Genomic DNA, 18,635 nt, shown 5'->3' with positions numbered 1-18,635 from the left:
GCACACCAGCCGGCCGGCGGTACCGCCTACGCGACGGAACGCTGCGCCGACAGCAGCGTGTTGGACAAGAGCATGCAGATGGTCATGGGGCCGACGCCTCCGGGCACGGGCGAGATCCACGATGCGCGCTCCCGCGCGGCGTCGAACTCCACGTCGCCCGCGAGCTTCCCGTCAGGCAACCGGTTGATGCCCACGTCGATGACCACGGCGCCGGGTTTGATCCACTCGCCGCGGATGGCGTGGGTCTTGCCCACGGCCGCCACCACCACGTCCGCCCGGCCCACTTCGCCCGCGAGATCCGCGGTGCGCGAATGACAGAGCGTGACCGTGGCGTGCCGCTCCAGCAGCATCAGCGCCACGGGCTTGCCGACGATGTTGCTGCGCCCCACCACCACCGCGTTCCTGCCCTTGAGCGGGCAACCGACCGAGTCCAGCATGCGCATGATCCCCAGCGGGGTGCACGGCCTGAAGCCCTCGCCGCCGGAAAGGAGCAATCCCTGGTTCACCGGGTGAAACCCGTCCACGTCCTTGGCCGGCGACACGGCCTCGAGAATGCGCGCGCTGGCGATCTGTTCCGGCAGCGGCAGTTGCACGAGGATGCCGTGGATGGCCGGATCCTCGTTGAGACTGGCGATCAGGTCCAGCAACTCGTGCTCCGACACCGACGCCGGCAGCAGATGCTCCACCGAGCGGATGCCCACCTCCGCACACGCCTTCTCCTTGTTGCGCACGTACACCCGCGACGCCGGATCGTCTCCGACCAGCACCACGCCCAGACCGGGTACGACGCCGTGGTCGTTCCTGAGCCGCTGGGCGGCTACCCGCACCTCGTCGCGCACCTGCTGCGCCACCGCCTTGCCGTCGATGATCATGGGTCCCGCCGCCTCGATCAAGTTACAACCAAAGGATCAAGAAACCGGTAACACGCCCTTGAAACGAGGTCAATGAATTGACGCGAAACCGCGGCCGGAGCCCCCGTCTTGACACCCCAAGGGTGCTCACGTACCAATGAAATCATGGTCATCGGCGTCCCCAAGGAGTTGAAAACCGAAGAGAATCGAGTGGCGCTGACACCCGCGGGGGCGGCGGCCTTCATCGCCCACGGCCACCAGGTGGTGGTGGAACGCAACGCAGGCAGGGGCAGCCACATCGCCAACCGCGCCTACACCGCCACCGGCGCCACCGTGGTGGAGCGGGCGCGCGAAGTGTGGGAACGGTCCGACCTCGTGATGAAGGTCAAGGAGCCCCTGAGCGAGGAGTTCGCCTCCCTGAGACCGGGACTGGTGCTGTTCACCTACCTCCACCTGGCGGCGCAGCCCGATTTGACCCGGGCCCTGTGCGACCGGGGCGTCACCGCCCTGGGCTACGAGACCATCGCGCTGGAGGACGGCTCGCTGCCCTTGCTGACGCCCATGAGCGAGATCGCCGGGCGCCTGTCGCTCCAGGTGGGGGCATGGGCCCTTCAGGCCGAGCACGGCGGACGCGGCGTGCTCCTGGGCGGCGCCTCGGGGGTGCGGCCGGGCAAGGTGGTGGTGCTCGGAGCCGGCACCGTGGGAGCTTCCGCGTGCCAGGTGGCCGCGGGCATGGGCGCCGACGTGAGCGTGCTGGACGTGAATTCGGCGCGGTTGCGCTACATCCACGACATCCTGGGCGGGCGGCTCACCACCCTCATGTCCAACCGCGCCAACCTGGAGGAGGAGATCGTGGACGCCGACCTGCTCATCGGCTCGGTGCTCATCACCGGGGACCGCACGCCCATGCTCCTGCCGCGCGACCGGGTGCGGCAGATGAAGCGCGGCGCGGCCATCGTGGACGTGTCCATCGACCAGGGAGGGTTCGCCGAGACCTCGCGGCCCACGACCCACCGGGACCCCATTTACGTCGAGGAGAGGGTGGTGCACTACTGCGTCACCAACATGCCGGCGCTGGTGCCCCACACCTCCACCTATGCGCTGACCAACGCCACCCTGTCCTACGGCCTGGCCATCGCCGACAAGGGGCTTCAGCGGGCGATGCGGGAAAGCGCCGCGCTGGCCCGGGGCCTCAACGTCCATGACGGGCGGGTGACCCACGGCGGCGTCGCCGGCGCCCTGAACCTGCCGCTGACCCCGGTGGCCGAGGTGCTCAGCGCATGAGGCTCGTGACCCGTCCCGATTTCGACGGCATCGTCTGCGGCGCGCTCATCACCGCGGTCGAGGACATCGACTCCTACCTCTTCGTCGAGCCCAAGTTCATGCAGGACGGCGCCGTCGACGTCCGCGCGGGCGACGTCATCGCCAACCTGCCCTACCACCCGGCGTGCACCCTGTGGTTCGACCATCACTTCACCAACGGGGCCGCGGGCTTCGACCGTCCGGTGGTGCCGGGCCGCGGCGCCTTCCGGCTCGCGCCGAGCGCCGCGCGCGTGGTGTTCGAGTACTACTCGGAGGTGCCGAGCGCATCGGAGACGCGCTACCGCCCGGGCCTCGAACTGATGCGCACCGACCGGTTCACGGCGCTGCTCGAAGACACGGACAAGATCGACGGCGGGTATCTCACGCGCGAGGACGTGCTGCGCCCCGCCGGGTACGTGCTCGTCTCCATGACCATCTACGGCAAGGACGGCGACGAGGAGCCCTACTGGCGCCGGCTGATCGCCCTGATCCGGGACCGCACTTTGGAACAGGTGCTCGACGACCCCGAGGTCCACCGGCGTTGCGAGCGGGTCCTCGGCCTGCAGGAACGGTTGCGGCGGCAACTCATGGAGCACGCCGAGCTTCGCGGCAACGTCATCTATCTCGACCTGCGCGGCGCCGAGGACCTCACCGACGCCAACCGCTTCCTGCTCTACACGCTGTTTCCCGAGGGAAACATCTCCATGAAGGTCTCGCGCGATCCGCAGCGCGCCGGCACCACCGCCATCTCGGTGGGCTACAACATCTTCAACACCACCTCCACGGTCAACGTCGGCGACCTTCTCAGCCACTACGGCGGCGGCGGCCACCGGGTGGTGGGGTCCTGCCGGGTGCCGGACACGGACGCGGAACGCGCCATGGACGCCATCCTGCGCCACATCACGGAGGCCGGGTAGACGGAGTCCGACGTGTCCAACCCTTCCGCCCGCAGCACCAAGGTCGTGCGTATCGACGAGGCCCTTGCCGAGCTTGCGGCCGTCAACGCGGAGATCCGCCACACGGGCTGCATCGAAGGCGACGGCTTCAACGTGGGACTGGTCTCGTTCGCGGCCACCACGGCGGCGGACCCGCGGCAGATCGTCCACGACGACAAGGACGTGGTGTGCCACGTGCTGCGGGGGCGGGGGCGGCTGCGGGCCGGCGGCGAGGTGACGCCGCTCCAGGCCGGCATGCTGTGCCACATTCCCGCGGGCGTGCCCCACGACTTCGCGGCCGAAGAAGGCGAGCTGGTGCTGTGCTATTCGCTCATCACCACAAGACCCTAGCGTCGTATCGCGCAAGTTGCCGCATGAGTTTGCCGGACCCGACACGGACGGCGGCCGCCGGGCTTGCGCTGGCGCTGCTGCTCGCGGCCGGGTGCGCGCGCACGGGCGCGCCCTCGCCCGAACCGGAGCCGCGTTACGAGCCGCGTTACGCGCAGCCGGCGAACCTGGTGGAGATCGTCAGCGAGTTCCAACGGCTCGGACGCGAGGACGTGTACCGGTTCGACGTGCCCAAGGACGTCACCGGCACCAGCATCCTCAAGGCCACCCTGCTGCGGCTGGAGGACTTCGAGCGCAAGCACGGGAACGGGTACCGCGACATCGTGGGGTTCACCCGCGCCACCGCCTACGAGCGCCTGAGGGACTACCGGCGCGCGCTCCGCCACTACCGCGGCGTGGCGCGCGCCGGGGGTGAACTGGCGGAACAGGCGCGCCGCCAAATCGACGCCCTGGAGACGTTCCAGCGCATCGCCGCCACCGCCTTGCCGGCCGACGATGCGTCCGACTACATCAAGGCGCTGGACGAGCGCGTGCGCGCATGGAACGCTTTGATCGAGCGTCACGCGGGGACGCCCTTGGAGTCCCTGGCCCGGGTGGAGGCGGAGCGCGTCGACCGCGCCAAGGTCGCCTTCGTGGAGCTCAACCGCCGCGGCCTGAACGACGGCGACGAGCTCGTCGCCGTGGCCTACAGCGAGCTCCTGTCGCGGCACCAGGAAAGCAAGAAGTATCACCGCCACGTGCTGGACTTCGGCGACTACTATACCGGCTTGGCGCGGGAGTATGCGCTGTTGAACGAGCCGGAGGGCCTCGCCTTCGACATCAAGACCTTCGAGGGCTTCGCCCAATCGGCTATGAAGCTCTACACCGAGGTGGCACAGCAGGACGGCGCGCCGGAGAAACTCGAAGCCAACGGAAAGATCGAGGGCCTGAAAGGCATGATGGAACAGATGCGGAGGCGCAGCCGATGAGGACTGCCGCCGGGCTGCTCTGCCTGCTCCTGGCACTGCCGGTCGTTGCCGCCGCTCAGGTCCACGGCGATGCCCACCCGCGGATGCTGGACCCGCTGCACGGCTTCGATCCCTTCGCGCCCGCGGTCACCGACGCGCGCTACTTCCCCGACGAAATCGAGCAGCGCGCGCGCCGGGCGCTGCGCGACACCTTGGGCGGACACGGGTCGAGGCTGCGCGACCACGTGCGCCATGTCGAGGAGAGGGACCGCGAACTCGACGCCCGCGGCGAGCGGGCAAGCGGGTTGAGCCACGGCCTGCAGGACCTGCACCATGCAGCCCTCACCGACCGCGACGCCTACCGAAAAGCGTTGCAAGAAAGCCTGGAGACCGCTCCCACCGACGCGCGGCGCCGGTTCCTCCGCGCCCGCCTGGCCGAGGACGAGCTGGAACAGGCGGACGCGCTCGTGGCCGAGAGCGACATCGGCCGCTGGAACGAACTGCTGAACCGCATGCTCGGCTCCGTGGATCTGATCGGATGGGTGTCGGGCTCGTATCTCACCGCCGCCGTGGACACCGCCTTCGCCGAGTTGTTCCGGGGCCGCGAGCCGCGCATGCCCGCCGGCGAGCGCAAGGCCCTGGTCCTTTACAAGCGTTTTCTCGCGCGTTTCCCGAACCACCCGCAAGGAGACGCGGTAAAGCAAACGGTCGCCGCGCTCGAAGCCAAGAAGACCGTCGTGTGGCTCCACGGGCACGATACCCAGGCGAGCCTCGCGCTGTCGGAAGGCAGGATCGACGACGCGGAGTTCCATGCCCGGCTGGCGGCCGCGGTGGCGCCGGAGGCCGAAACGGTGAAGGAGCGGCTCCGGGAGATCGAAGCGGCGCGGAAGGAGCGGGACGAGGGACGGCGCCAAGTCAACTCCGTGGCCGACGCCGACGACCTTGCCGGGGTTAACGCCGAACAACGGAAGGACATTCGCGCGCTGCTCCACGCTCTGGTTCTGAGGGACGCCGCGGCGGCGCGGGAGCGGGCGGAGGAGATGGCACAACGCTACGCCAGCGAAGGCCTGGAGCCTCTCGCCCGGGACGTCGCCGCCGTCGCCCTGGAGATGGACGGCCGGCACGGGGACGCCAAGCGCGCGCTTGCGGCCGTCAGGCGCAACGCCTCCTCCGAGCGCTCCCGCGAACGCGCGCGCATCCTGCTCGACAGCCCGGAATACAACCTTCGCGGAGCCCTGGACCGGGAGCACGCGCGCTACCGCCTGGATCAGGTGCGGTTCGCGCTCCTGGGAGAGAACTTCCTGGAAAAGAACGCCATGATCGGGGCGGCGCCGATCATCACCCATGGAATCGCCGGAGCCGCCACCCTGGGCGCCGCCAACATCCTCATGGTGACCAGCAATCTATTGGAGATGCTCAGCGGCAACCCGGTGTCGAACCAGACCGTGGTCGACGCGGCCGCCCGCGCCGTCCGCGCCCGGCCGGAATCCCAGGAGTCCGGGGACATCTACCAGGCGCTAGGCGACGCCTACAGGAGCCAGGGCCATCCGCACAAGGCGGTCCAATACTACCGCCTTTCCGGGAAGAAGCCGGCGGAGGAGGTGCGGGAACTGGAGGAGAAGGCCGGACGGACGCTGTTGCGCGCCGCCGAGGGGACGGAGTCCAAGACCCGGCAACGGGCACTCTACGCCGCGGTGCTGGGACACTACCCAGACACTCCCGCCGGCGAGGAGGCCAAGGGCCGGCTGGCACGGCTGGTGGCGCCAAAGAACCGCGGCGTCCGCCTCAGCAAGCAGTACCTCGCCGACAACCCGCGCCTCCACGGCCCCGAGGGGCTCGGACTCAAGCCGGCGCTGTTCGACGGCAGGGTCCGCAACCTGGAGCTGGCCGAAGCCGGGCTCAACCTCCTGGGCCGCCACGCGATCCTCTTGCACTACGACACCCCGTGGGGCGCGTTGACCCGCACCTACCCGGTGGCACGGTCGCGCATCGAAGGCCTGGAGATGCTGCTGCGCGAGAAGCGCTACGCGCTGGGCGCGCGCGGGGCCGGCGAACCGGTCGGAACCGACGGGCTCGAGGACTTTCCTACGCGCCTGATGCGGTTCGAGCCCCGCGACCTGGGCGCCGACGCTTCCGACCTGGAGTTCATCCGCGAGACCGGCCGGGCCGCTCGCGACCGTTCCGCCATCCTCGACCACGAGATCTTGAGCACCAAGGAAACCGACCCTCAGCGGGCCTACGGCCTGCCCACGGTCCGCGGCAGCGTCACCGCCGCGGGCGTCAGCGTGCGCGCCGACGCACCCGATTCCTTCCTGGCCGACGAGTTGGTGGTAGGCAACGATGCCGTCAGCCCCTACGCCGGCGTGCGCCTGCCCATCCCCCTGCTCAAGGACTTCATCCCCGTGGACTTCCTGATCCGCGCCCGCCCCGGCCTCCCCTCCCTCACCCCCCAGATCCGCAAGCCGGAGACGTCGGTGGACGACGCCCACCTGTACCGGTAAACCGGCTGATCTGGCATTGGCAAGGGATATTCCCTATGCTTGGCCGAGCAAACGCAAGGTCCATTTCGGCACAAACCGCAGGAGGAAATCATGAGAAAAGAACTTTCGCCCAAGAGCATTCCGGATCCCCGGCCGCGCTACACTCAGGGCATCCTGGCGGAAGGCAAGCGCCTGCTCTTCATCGCCGGCCAGACCGGCGTCGACGCCGACAACAACGTCGTCGGCAAGGGCGACGTCGCGGCCCAGACCGAGCAGGTCCTCAAGAACATGAAAGCGGTGCTCGACGAGGCCGGAGCCAGCTTCGCCGACATCGTCAAGATCACCACCTACATCACCGACCCGCGCTTCAGGGACGGCCTGAACCCGGCGCGGCTCAAGTATTTCGGCGACAATCCGCCCGCGAGCACGCTCGTGGTGGTCAGTGGCCTGGCCGACCCGGACTACTTGGTGGAGATCGAGGCGATCGCCGTGCTGCCGGACTGATCCGAAGCCCCCAGACGGCCGCGCCCGCAGGGATGCGCGCCCGAAAGGATTGGCTACGGCTTGACGATCAGCGACGGCTCTTCCGCCGCTTCCTGCTTCTCCTGTTCCTTGTAGAGGCCGACGCTGCGCATCACGAGGGTTTCGAGCAGCGGCACGCCCAGGCTTCCGAGGTCGCGGTCGCGGATGGCCAGGGCGATGCGCAGGACCTGCCGGGCCTGGTCCTCCCGGCCGGAGGCGTGGAGATGGTAGGCGGCGTCTTCCAGGCGGGCCTCGAACACCGGCGCGGTTTCGTCGCCCAGGAAGAGGCCCTGGACGGCTTCCCGCAGGACGCCCCGGAAGCGCTCCTCCTTCTGCATGGGATTGAGCACGATGCGGCTCTGCTCGGTTTCGTCGAGGCGCTGGAGGTAAGGCTCCATCAGCTCCTTTTCCACGAACCACGTGCGCAGCTCCGGTTCCTCCAGGAGCTTGTCGGAGACTTCCGACAGGGAGGTCGCTTCGATGCCCTCCGCGTTCATGGCATCGAAGACCGGATGGGCGCGCTCCGCGGGCTTGGCCGTGGCGAGGCGGCTGCGCAGGACGGGATAGTCGGCGACCCCCTCGCCCGGCGTGTCCTTCACTTTCTGGTAGGCGTCGTGCACCAGCCAATCGGCGTACTCCCACGGCACCGGCGTGACGGAGACCCCCACCTGGGCCTTCATCTCCTCCATCATCTGACGCAGCTCCTTGCGCCGGATGACGGTGCCGCCCAGCCGTTCGAGTCCGCGGCGGTCGTTTACGGCCGCCTGCAGCACCATCAGCCCGCCGAGCTGGGGGCGCGCCAGGATCACCATGCGCGAGCCGGCTCCGGTAACGGATGACAGGTAACCCTCGATCTCCGGGGCCAGACTGAAGGTCGTGCCCGCCGCCTCCTCCCGCGAACCCTCGGGCTCGGCCGCGCCGAGTCCGGCCTGGGCCAGCTTGAACAGCGACCGGCGGATCTCGCGCCGGACCTCCTTGTGGCCGGCGCGCGGCTCCAGGCCCTTGAGCGCCTCCACCGATGCGGCGTCGCGGATGCGGCCGAGAACGTTGGCCACGGCCAGGGAGACCGCGGGTTCGGCGTCGAACCGCTGCACGAGGGTTTCCACCACGGTCACGTCCGGCGACTCCGTCTCCAGCCCTTCCCGCCGGAGCACGTTCATACCGTCGCGCAGGAGTTTCTGTCGCGTATTCTGCTTGGCCATCGTGTACTCTTGCCACACGGGGGCGCGTTTTCCAACGAGGGCGCGCGCGACCCCGTCCTGATGTAGCGGCGGCAGGCGACAGGACTCGAAAGCGCGTGGCCGCCACTGTGCGGGCACCGCCAAGTATTGACTTGCCCCGCCCTCCCGGCTAATTCAGATGGAGCAACGGACACGACGCAGCCCCTTATCCTTCTAGCGCTCCCGTACTTCCCGAGCGAGCCTGCCGAGCGAGCGCGGCGCTCGCCGGAGATGCGGCATGGGCAGCGCGCCCGGCGCCACGACCGACGCCACGATTCTTCCCGCTCGGTTCCAACGCATTGGGAGACGCCAGCGGTTTGGCTCCAGGCGAGCCCGCCGGCCGTGGAAGGATGCAAGGGGGGCTCGAACTCTCAGTCTCGGGCAGACACCATCAACGCGGTTTCAGGAGGCACTCATGGCAGACGGCACGATCGAACAGACCACCGAAAACGGCATCTCCCTCATCGAGCTGAACCACCCGCCGGTCAACTCGTACACCCACGAGATGCTGCGCGAGTTGGACGACGCCCTTATCAAGGCGCGCTTCGACGACGACACCCACGTCATCGTCCTCACCGGCAAGGGCGAGAAGTTTTTCTCGGCCGGGGCCGACATCAACATGCTCGGCAACCAGACCCTGTCCTACAAGGCCAACTTCGCGCTGCACGGCCACGAGGTGCTGATGCGCATGGAGAACACGCCCAAGCTGGTGATCGCGGCCATGAACGGCCACGCCATCGGCGGTGGACTCGAAATCTCCATGGCCGCGGACATTCGCATCGCCAAGAGGGACGGCGGCCGGGTGGGCCTGGCCGAGGTGAACCTCGGGGTCATGCCGGGCATGGGCGGCACCCAGCGCCTTCCGCGCCTGGTGGGCCGGGCCAAGGCCCTGGAGCTGTGCGCCACGGGCAAGCAGGTGGCCTTCGAGGAAGCCCTGGAAATGGGTCTCGTGCATTACATCTACGAGCGCGACACCTTCCTTCAGGACGTCATGGACTACGCCAAGCAGTTCGTGCCGCCCAACAAGGCGAGCATGGCCGTGGGCAAGATCAAGCGCGCGGTGCACGCGGGGATCGACCTCTCCCTGCCCGAGGGGCTGGCGTTCGAGCGCGAGGTGCTCACCCAGACCTTTGCCAGCGAAGACGGCAACGAGGGAGTCGCGGCGTACCTGGGGAAGCGTACGGCCAAGTTCAAGGGCCTGTAGACGACAAAGACACATCTCTCGGCGGCACGCGCCCGGCGGCTCCGCCGTGGCGCCGCTGGCCGATTGGTCCAACTCTCAACCACCCGGAGGTATCGAATGTCCAAGCTGTTGATCGGCGGCGAACTCGTCGACGCCGTGAAGAAGGAAACCTACGAAGTACGCAACCCGGCCACCGGCGAGTTGGTGGACCACGCGGCCAAGGGCTCCGAAGAGGATGTCCGCCAAGCCGTGGACGCCGCCGAGACGGCGTTCAAGGAATGGTCCGATACCACCCCCGAGGACCGCGGCAAGGCGCTGGAGAGCGCCTGCGAGCTCATCCAGCAGCGCAGCAAGGACATCGCGCAGCTCCTCACCCAGGAGCAAGGCAAGACCCTGTTCGAGGCGGGACTGGAGATCCATCACCTGGTCCACGGCCTGGAGTTCTACGCCGGCCTCGCCTCCAAGGTGCGCGGCTCCCATGTGCCCCTGCCGCAGAAGAACGCCTACGGCATGGTGGTGCGCCAGCCCATCGGCGTGTGCGGCGCCATCGTGCCTTGGAACTTCCCGCTGACACTCATGGGCACCAAGGTAGGTCCGGCGCTGGCGGCCGGCAACACCATCATCGTCAAGCCCGCCTCCACCACCCCGCTGGCCACCGCGCTGTGCATGGAGCTGATCGCCCAGGCCACCTATGCCGGGGGCAAGAAATCGCTGCCCGCGGGCACGGTGAACTTCGTCAGCGGACCGGGCGGCTCGGTGGGCGAGGAGTTGTTGAGCAACCCCCGCATCCGCCGCATCGCCTTCACCGGCTCCACCCCCATCGGCCGTCACGTCATGGAGGTGGCGGGGCGGGAGATCAAGCGCGTCACGCTGGAGCTCGGCGGCAGCGACCCCATGATCGTCATGGAGGACGCCAACGTCGACATGGCGGTGAAGATGGCCGACATCGGACGCTACTTCAACTGCGGGCAGATGTGCCTCGGAGTGAAGCGCCTCTTCGTGCACGAGTCCGTTGCCGAGGACTTCGTGAGCAAGCTGGCGGCGGGCCTCCAGAAGAAGGCGGTGGGCGACGGCATGAAGAAGGAGAGCCGCATGGGGCCGCTCCACGTCGACTACCAGCGCACCGAGGTGGAGGAGCAGGTGGAGGACGCCAAGGCGCGCGGCGCCAAGGCGGTGGCGGGCGGCGCCCGGCCGGAAGGCGACGAGTTCAAGAACGGCCACTTCTACCTGCCGACGCTGCTCACCGACGTCCCGGACGACGCCCGCATCGCCACCGAGGAGTGTTTCGGCCCGGCCCTGCCGGTGTTCACGTTCAAGGACCTGGACGAGGCCATCGAGCGCGCCAACGCCTCCGAGTTCGGCTTGGGCTCGTCCATCTGGACCAGCAACATGGTGTACGCCAACAAGGCCATCGACAGGCTCGAGGCCGGCAACGTGTGGGTGAACTCGCTCCACTACGGCTACGACGAGCTGCCCTTCGGCGGCGTCAAGTCCAGCGGCGTAGGGCGCGAGCACGGACCCGAGGCGCTGGACTACTACCTGGAGCCCAAGGGCGTGGTGGTGGTCAACGTCTAGGCGGTGGTCGGGAGAATGGCGCGGCGTGAAGCAACTCCGCGCCGTCCCCTCTTCGCCTGGATTCCCGCTTCCTGTTCCAGGATGACCCGGGAGTCGCGGAACGTACGAATAGGTCATTCCCGCGAAAGCGGGAATGACGTTCATATCAAGTGCCGCGCGGGTTGATGCAAGCACCCACGAACTTCTCCCGACCATCCAGCCGGGACTTGCGCCCCCTGCGGCGGCTCGCCGCGTATCTGAAGTCCTATCCGATCCTGCTGACCCTGGCGGCCGGGTCTCTGCTGGCGGCCGCGGTAGCCACGCTGGTCCTGCCCATCGCCGCCCGGCAGATCCTGGAAACCGGATTTAGCGAAGAGAATCGCGCACTCATCAGCCAGCGCTTCCAGTGGCTGCTCGCGGTCATCGCTGTGCTTGCGGTGGCGTCGGCGAGCCGCTTCTATTTCGTCGCCCGGATCGGCGAACGGGTGGTGGCGGACATACGCAAGCAGATCCACGCGCACGTCCTGCGCATGAACCCCACGTTCTTCGAGGTCACCCGCACGGGCGAGATCCTGTCGCGTCTGACCACGGACACGACCCTCATCCAGACGGTGATCGGCTCAGGTGCGTCCATGGCGCTGCGCAACCTGCTGATCTTCGCGGGCGGCTTCGTGATGCTTATCGTCACCAGCCCGCAGCTCATGGGCTGGGTACTGTTGCTCATTCCCCTGGTGCTGCTGCCGATCCTCGTGCTGGGTCGCCGGGTGCGGCGCCTATCGCGCCTCAGCCAGGACCGGGTAGCGGACACCAGCGCCCTGGCCGGCGAGAACCTGGACGCCGTGGAGACGGTGCAGGCCTTCGCTCAGGAACGGACGGAGATGGAGCGGTTCGGCGCGGCCACCGAAGCCGCCTACGAAGCCGCGCTGGTGCGCGTCCGCAGCCGGGCGCTGCTGATCTTCCTGGTCATCACGCTCATGTTCGGCGGCGTTGTGGGCGTGCTGTGGCTGGGAGCAGAAGCGGTGCTGAGCGGGCGCATGTCCGCGGGCGTGCTGATCCAGTTCGTGTTCTACGCCATCTTCGTGGCCGGCTCCGCCGCGAGCCTGAGCCAGGTGTGGGGAGAGGTGCAGCGCGCCGCTGGCGCCACGGAGCGGTTGCTCGAACTGCTGGAGGCGCGGCCGGTCATCACCGCACCGACGGCTCCCCTGCCCCTGCCCGAGCCGCCTCGCGGCAGCCTCGTGCTGGATGCGGTGGCTTTCCGGTACCCCTCCCGCCCCGACGAACATGCGCTGGACGGTTTTTCCCTGGCGGTGGAGCCGGGAGAAACCGTCGCTTTGGTGGGCCCCTCCGGGGCCGGCAAGAGCACCGTGTTCAAGCTGCTGCTGCGATTCTACGACCCGGCCGGAGGATGCATCCGGCTGGACGGCGTGGACCTGCGGGAGGCCGACCCCCAAGCCGTGCGCGGCCGCATCGGCTTGGTGCCCCAGGAAACGGTCATCTTCTCCGCCAACGCCAGGGAAAACATCCGCTACGGGAGGCCTTCCGCTACCGACGCGGAAGTGGCCGCGGCCGCGCACGCCGCGTTCGCCGACGACTTCATCCATGGCCTGCCCGAGCGCTACGACACCTTCCTGGGCGAGAAGGGCCTGCGCCTCTCCATCGGCCAGCGCCAGCGCATCGCCATCGCCCGGGCCATCCTCAGGGACCCGGCCGTCATGCTGCTGGACGAGGCCACCAGCTCCCTGGACGCCGAGAGCGAGCGCCTGGTGCACGAGGCCCTGGAGCGCCTCATGGCCGGCCGCACCACCCTCATCATCGCCCACCGCCTCGCCACCGTGCTCAAGGCCGACCGCATCGTGGTCATGGAGCAGGGCCGCATCGTCGCCACCGGCACCCACGAGGAGCTCATGAGCGGCGGCGGCCTCTACGCACGACTGGCCTCGCTGCAGTTCGCGCCGGAAGCCTGAGCCACATCCGTCATTCCCGCGGAAGCGGGAATCCAGGAGGGGGGAGGCGGGGAAACGCCGCTGTAGTGGCCCGCCACCACCCCTGGATTCCCGCTTCCGCGGGAATGACGGTAAGGGGCGTGGGCGCGATTTTGTATCCAGGCGAAGTTTGACACGGCCTCTTTCGCCGGAATGACGGAAAGAGGCGTGAATCACTGAATCACGACGGCGGGTCGTCGATGGCGCGGAACACGGCGTCGCGCACCGTGTCGTAATCCGCGGGGACGTCGATGGGGGTGTTGGGGTGGCGGGACGCCACTTCCTCGAGGCGGCTCTCGTGGTACTTGATCTTGAACTCGGGGAACTTGAGGCCGTTGGCGGTGGAGATGACCACCACGCGCTCGTGCTTGCCGATGACGCCGCGGTCCACCAGCTTGAACAACGCCGCCAGGGCCACTCCGGTGTGGGGGCAGTTGAACAGGCCGGTGCGGTCGGCGCGGGCGGCGGCGTCCGCCAGCTCGTCCTCGGTGGCCTGCTCCACCACGCCGCCAAAGTACTGGAGGGCGCGGATGGCCTTCTGGATGCTCACCGGGTTGCCGATCTGGATGGCGCTGGCCAGGGTGGGCCGGGCCTGCACCGGCTCGAACTCGTCGAAGCCCTTGAGGTAGCTCAAGTAGAGGGGGTTGGCGCGCTCGGCCTGGGCGCAGGCGATGCGCGGCAGCTTGGAGATCATGCCCAGGTCGTGCATGAGCTTGAACCCCTTGCCCAGGGCGCTGACGTTGCCCAGGTTGCCGCCTGGGATCACCACCCAGTCGGGCACCTGCCAGTCGAACTGCTGCGCCAGCTCCATGCTCACGGTCTTCTGCCCTTCCACCCGGAGCGAGTTCATGGAGTTGGCCAGGTAGATGTTGTGGTTGGTGCACAACTCCTTCACCAGCGCCATGCAGCCGTCGAAGTCGGTGTCGATGGCCAGGGTAACGGCGCCGTGGGCGATGGGCTGAATGAGCTGCGCCGTGGAGACCTTGTTCTTGGGCAGGAACACGATGGCGCGGATGTCGGCCACCGCGCAGTAGGCGGCCAGGGCGGCGGAGGTGTCGCCGGTGGACGCGCACGCCACCGCCGGGATCTTCACCCCTTCCGAGATCATCTGGCGCACCATGGACACCAGCACGGTCATGCCCAAGTCCTTGAAGGAGCCGGTGTGGCTGTTGCCGCACAGCTTGACCCAGAGGTCCTCGACGCCGATCTCGCGGCCCAGGCGTTCCGCCCAGAAGAGGTTGCTGCCCCCTTCCAGGGTCGACACCACGTTGGCGTCCTCCACGTCGGGACAGACCATCTCGCGCTTGCCCCACACCGAGCTGCCGTAGGGCCACTGGTTGCGCATCAGCCGCTGGTCGAAGAGGTCGCGCCAGTATTGCGGCGTGTGTTTTCGCAGCAGCTCCAGGTCATGGCGCACCTCCAGGAGATTGCCGCAGCGCGGACACGCGTACATGATCTCCTTGAGGCTGTAGCGCCCCGGGCAGCCGGCGATGCACTGGAACCACGCCCGGTATGGATCGGGTGGAGCCGCCTGGATCTTCTGCGCCTGCATGACTCGTCCTCTACTGCCAACGATACGTCGTGTAGGGGCGGGTTTCAAACCCGCCCTACAACATCGTACGACGCCCCTGACGGTCCGTTATTGCCGGATAGCCGCGTTCTGCTCCGCGCTGGGGAAGACGAGCGACTTGATGACCACGGGCACCGCCCCCGAGGAGGGGATCAGCGCGCCCACGTCGATGTAGTCGAACTCCTGCAGCGCGATGCCGTCCACCGAGATGATGGGCTTGTCGAGCTTCATCTCCTCCTTGAAGTGCAAGCCCAGGATGCCGCCGATGTCGCCGTCGTTGACCAGGAGCAACGGGTGCCCCTTGTCCAGAATGGGCTTGAGGCCCTCCGCCACCGCGCCGCAGAAGCCCTGCAGGCGGGCGAAGGTGGCGGATCCCTCCCAGTGGAACGCCAACGCCACCGGCTGGCGGCCGTCCTGGAGGTCCAGGCGCCGCAGCGCGTTGTCGATGGCGCCGATCACCTCGGCGGGATCGATGTCGTCGCCCCACTCGAAGTCGATGCGCACCACGGGGACGTTCCGCACCGGCACCGCGTCCGGGGGTGAGATAAAGATGGTGCTGCCGCTCACCTGGATGGTGTACTGGGAAGCGCCGATGACGGTGGCGCGGATGCGCGCCGCGGGCTCCAGGATGGGAACGCCCAGTCCCTCCACCCGCCGGCGGATCTCCCTGCCCAGGATCGCGCCCATGTCGCCGTAGCCGTTCTCGGCGTGGCCGTAGATGAACTCGGACACGCCGCCCGAGAAAGTCACGGCGTCGACCTTGCCCCGGTACGACAGCGGCGGAAGGCGGAGCAGCTCCCGGGTTTCGTCGGTCAGCTCCTGCTGGTTGACCACCTCGAACAGGCGGTCCGCCATCTCCGAGGCAATGGCCTCCAGGGTCTGCTCGTTCATGGACTGGCCAAGCTCCAGCTCGACGCCCACCTTGCCGCCGTGACGCCTGCCTGCCTCCTCGATCCGGACAACGGTGTTGCCGCCGTCCATGGCCAGCAGCCGGGCGCCCACGTCGATGGCGGTCACCTCGCGCACCCTGCCGCCGGCGCACACCGCTATCTTGCTGGTGCCGCCGCCCACGTCGATGTTGAGCACCACCCCTTCCTCGCGGCCCGAGCGCGCCACCGCGCCGGAGCCGTGGGCGGCCATGGTGGTCTCGAGCCCGTCGCCAGCGGTGACCGACACGAACCGGCCCGCCTCCTCGGCGAACAACTCGGCGATGGCGCGAGAGTTGCGCCGGCGCACGGCCACGCCGGTAAGGATCAGGGCGCCGGTGTCGACGTCCTCGCGCTTGAGCTCGGCGCGCTCGTACTGCTCGTTGATGAAGCGCTCCAGGCGCTCCATGTCGATGGTCAGGTCGTCGGTGTAGGGCGTGAGCAGAATCTCCGATTCGCTCAGCACGATGCGCTTCTTGACGACGTAGCGGGTGCCTTCCTGGCTCAACTCGAGACGCGAGAACACCAGGTGGGACGTGGACGAACCGATGTCCACGCCCACGCTGGTGAGCTTGATCTCGTCTTCGTCTACGATGTGCCGGCCGGAACCGGTGAAGCCGAGGGATCCTGTGTCGGCCACGGCCCTAGGCTTCCGGCTGATAGATCTCGGCGGGCATCTTGGACTTCATGCCCTCCTTGGCCAGGGTCTCCTCGAACTCCTTGCGCAGGAACGGATCCTCGTCACGATAGGCGATGGCGGTGCCGCCGTCCTTGATCTCGATGGCGCCGTAGTCGATGGCCTTCTCGCCGGGCCGGCCGCGCTCGCGCCCGGGCGCGTTGGGGCCGAACCACGCCGACAGCCGCAACGGCTCGGCGCTCACGCCGAAGTGGGCATGGAACCAGTTTCCGCCCATGGGAGCCGCGCTCACCATGCCGACGGGCTCGTAGTCCTGCCGCCGCACCCCTTCCGCCTTGCCGTCCTTCCACGGCGTGGGGCCCAGGGTGGAGGGCCAGGTGTAGGTGTAGCCCTTGCCCTTGACACAGATGAGCACGGCGGCGGAGCCGTGGGCGTGGGCCTTGGAGTAGCGGCCGGTCTCGTGCTGGCCGATCCACAGGTAGAAGCTGTTGCCCACCATGTGCGGCTCGATGCGGCGGTAGCCGGGCGAGCGGCGGTTGTCCAGCGGCAGCTCGCAGGTGACGATGTCCGGGATGATGTTGGTCTGGCGCATGGCCAGCCCGCGCACCGGGTCGGGTTCGATCTCCTCGTTGGGCTTGTAGTAGTCCTCGGTCTCCTCGTAGCGGTCGGTGAAGGTGTACGGGCAGTTGAAGATGAAGTCCGTATTGTTGAACAGGTTCATGATGTTGGGCGCCGTGGTGCCCGCCAGCAACAGCGCCGGGCTGGAGGTGGCATTGACGATGCGGTGGCTGGCGTTCATCGGGATGGCGAACAGCGACCCCTGCTGCCACTCGAAGGTATGCTTCCTGCTGCTGCCCTCCGCCCACACCTCGGTGGTGCCGCGCCCCTCCACCACGAAGTACTGCTCTTCGTAAAGATGCTTTTCCTCGTTCAGCGCGCCGGCGCCCGGAACCTCCACCACGTATGAGCCCCAAAGGCCCTCGGTCCCCAGGAGCTGGATGAAGCTGGCGTTGCCTCCGAGCCGCTTCCACATCTTCCTGGGCAGGTTCTGGACCTTCTCCACCCCGATGTCCCGGTAGATGGGGATCTCCTGCTCTTCCATGAAAGTGTCATAGGCCGTGTTGGGCCGCAGGAACTTCCCGTAGCCCGCCTTCTGCATCTCGCCCGTGGGCTCCTGCCACTTCTCTTTTCCGTTGCCAGCCATAGAAATGCCTCCCTGAAATGTGTGTGATGAACTGACTCTTTGTGGTGAGTGACTCAATATAGACAATCGAGTTCCGAGCGTCCAGTGAACCTTTTTGCGCTCTCGCGTGGTCAACAGACACAAGCCACGCAATCTCGGGTGGGCCGTACGACATCGCGGCTCAAGGGGTCGAGTGCCCCTCGAAGGGGTTAAAGTATCGAGCACCCGTCGGGGCGACGTGCTTCACGTTGCGCGTCACTACGATGAGATCGTGCTCCAAAGCAGTGGCGGCGATCAGTCCATCGACATCCGGCACCGGGTCAGGGATGCCAAGACGACCCCAACGATCCGCAATCGCTCGATCCACATCCAGAATGCGGTCCGTGAAACTGCGAAGAATATCGTCCATCCAGCGGCCCAGGGCAATGGCTGCCTTGGGATCTCGACGGCGGACGCGTTCCATGCCGTGCCGCAATTCGCCCAACGTCAAGACACTAAGGAAGATTTCCCGTGGCTCGTGGTTCCGGAACCAATCGAGCACGAGAGGATTGGCTCGCTGCCGCTTTCGAAGTTCGGAGATCACATTGGTGTCGATTAGGGGCATCACTGATATTACTCGGAACGTCTCAGGTACACGGGGATACACAGAGGTGCGCAGGAGTACCATAACTCATTGTATTACTGAAAGTTATCACCCGATTTTTCCTTCCGCTAGCGCTTGCATCGTCGCCACCGGTGCGCTTTAATTGCCCCTGAGTTTGACTTCAGTCGCTTCCGGCGCGCTTACGGCTCGTTTTTCGCCTTTTCGGCACGCCGTTTTCGTTCGTTCAGCGGGTGATGACGGACCAAGGGGATACGGAGGAGCATGGTATCACCGGTTGAGAGTTCGGTGCCAGTCCTTCCGCAGGGGGCGGAGCCAGATGTCCTTTATGGGCTGGTCGCGCCTGGTGTGGCGGTCGTAGCGTCCGCGGCCCTGGGTGGCGCCGACGCGGGTC

The 18,635-nt window shown here is 67.5% G+C and carries 15 protein-coding genes; 9 read left to right on the top strand and 6 right to left on the bottom strand.

From position 1 onward, the window contains the following. Positions 1-26: 26 nt before the first annotated feature. Positions 27-872 (bottom strand): bifunctional methylenetetrahydrofolate dehydrogenase/methenyltetrahydrofolate cyclohydrolase FolD, encoded by an 846-nt coding sequence (folD, locus tag OXU42_03570; GenBank protein MDE0028468.1) that lies wholly within the window; start codon positions 870-872, stop codon positions 27-29. Between the two features lie 144 nt (positions 873-1,016). On the opposite strand from folD, the gene ald reads away from it, so the two are divergent. The 6 genes from ald to OXU42_03540 all read left to right on the top strand — a co-directional run bounded on the left by ald (position 1,017) and on the right by OXU42_03540 (position 7,367). Then, positions 1,017-2,135 (top strand): alanine dehydrogenase, encoded by a 1,119-nt coding sequence (gene ald, locus OXU42_03565; protein MDE0028467.1) that lies wholly within the window; start codon positions 1,017-1,019, stop codon positions 2,133-2,135. After that, positions 2,132-3,070: an exopolyphosphatase gene (locus OXU42_03560; protein MDE0028466.1), complete on the top strand. Its 939-nt coding sequence runs from the start codon at positions 2,132-2,134 to the stop codon at positions 3,068-3,070. The genes ald and OXU42_03560 overlap by 4 nt, the downstream gene beginning before the upstream one ends. A 12-nt stretch (positions 3,071-3,082) precedes the next feature. Continuing rightward, a complete protein-coding gene (locus OXU42_03555; protein ID MDE0028465.1) occupies positions 3,083-3,439 on the top strand; it encodes a cupin domain-containing protein in 357 nt (118 codons plus the stop codon). 23 nt (positions 3,440-3,462) lie between these two features. Then, positions 3,463-4,404: a hypothetical protein gene (locus OXU42_03550; protein ID MDE0028464.1), complete on the top strand. Its 942-nt coding sequence runs from the start codon at positions 3,463-3,465 to the stop codon at positions 4,402-4,404. Further along, positions 4,401-6,884, top strand: coding sequence for a hypothetical protein (locus OXU42_03545; GenBank protein ID MDE0028463.1), 2,484 nt, complete (start codon positions 4,401-4,403; stop codon positions 6,882-6,884). Before OXU42_03550 ends, OXU42_03545 begins: the two co-directional genes overlap by 4 nt. Positions 6,885-6,974: 90 nt before the next feature. After that, the gene (locus OXU42_03540; protein ID MDE0028462.1) at positions 6,975-7,367 is read left to right on the top strand and encodes a RidA family protein; all 393 of its coding nucleotides are present in this window, start codon (positions 6,975-6,977) and stop codon (positions 7,365-7,367) included. A gap of 53 nt (positions 7,368-7,420) precedes the next feature. On the opposite strand, the gene OXU42_03535 is transcribed toward OXU42_03540, so the two are convergent. After that, complete coding sequence (locus tag OXU42_03535; protein MDE0028461.1) at positions 7,421-8,587, bottom strand: hypothetical protein; 1,167 nt, start codon at positions 8,585-8,587, stop codon at positions 7,421-7,423. Positions 8,588-9,020: 433 nt separating this feature from the next. Between OXU42_03535 and OXU42_03530 the strand changes: the two genes are divergently transcribed. From OXU42_03530 to OXU42_03520, 3 genes are all read left to right on the top strand, one after another. Beyond that, entirely contained in the window at positions 9,021-9,809 is a 789-nt protein-coding gene (locus OXU42_03530; protein MDE0028460.1) for an enoyl-CoA hydratase/isomerase family protein, read from the top strand. 96 nt (positions 9,810-9,905) lie between these two features. Continuing rightward, positions 9,906-11,363, top strand: coding sequence for an aldehyde dehydrogenase family protein (locus tag OXU42_03525; GenBank protein MDE0028459.1), 1,458 nt, complete (start codon positions 9,906-9,908; stop codon positions 11,361-11,363). Positions 11,364-11,527: 164 nt separating this feature from the next. Further along, positions 11,528-13,306 (top strand): ABC transporter transmembrane domain-containing protein, encoded by a 1,779-nt coding sequence (locus tag OXU42_03520; GenBank protein ID MDE0028458.1) that lies wholly within the window; start codon positions 11,528-11,530, stop codon positions 13,304-13,306. A gap of 199 nt (positions 13,307-13,505) precedes the next feature. Here the strand turns inward: OXU42_03520 and thrC are convergent, their stop codons facing one another. From thrC to OXU42_03500, 4 genes are all read right to left on the bottom strand, one after another. Beyond that, a complete protein-coding gene (thrC, locus tag OXU42_03515) occupies positions 13,506-14,876 on the bottom strand; it encodes a threonine synthase (GenBank protein MDE0028457.1) in 1,371 nt (456 codons plus the stop codon). An 87-nt stretch (positions 14,877-14,963) separates the two neighbouring features. Next, positions 14,964-16,460, bottom strand: coding sequence for an ethanolamine ammonia-lyase reactivating factor EutA (locus OXU42_03510; protein ID MDE0028456.1), 1,497 nt, complete (start codon positions 16,458-16,460; stop codon positions 14,964-14,966). 4 nt (positions 16,461-16,464) lie between these two features. Then, positions 16,465-17,661: a cupin gene (locus OXU42_03505; GenBank protein ID MDE0028455.1), complete on the bottom strand. Its 1,197-nt coding sequence runs from the start codon at positions 17,659-17,661 to the stop codon at positions 16,465-16,467. 160 nt (positions 17,662-17,821) lie between these two features. After that, positions 17,822-18,244: a type II toxin-antitoxin system VapC family toxin gene (locus OXU42_03500; protein MDE0028454.1), complete on the bottom strand. Its 423-nt coding sequence runs from the start codon at positions 18,242-18,244 to the stop codon at positions 17,822-17,824. Positions 18,245-18,635 lie beyond the last annotated feature (391 nt).

This window comes from Deltaproteobacteria bacterium (assembly GCA_028818775.1).
GTDB lineage: Bacteria > Desulfobacterota > Binatia > UBA9968 > JAJDTQ01 > JAJDTQ01.
Note: the sequence above shows the minus strand (reverse complement) of the source record. Positions and strands in the feature narration are given on the sequence as shown.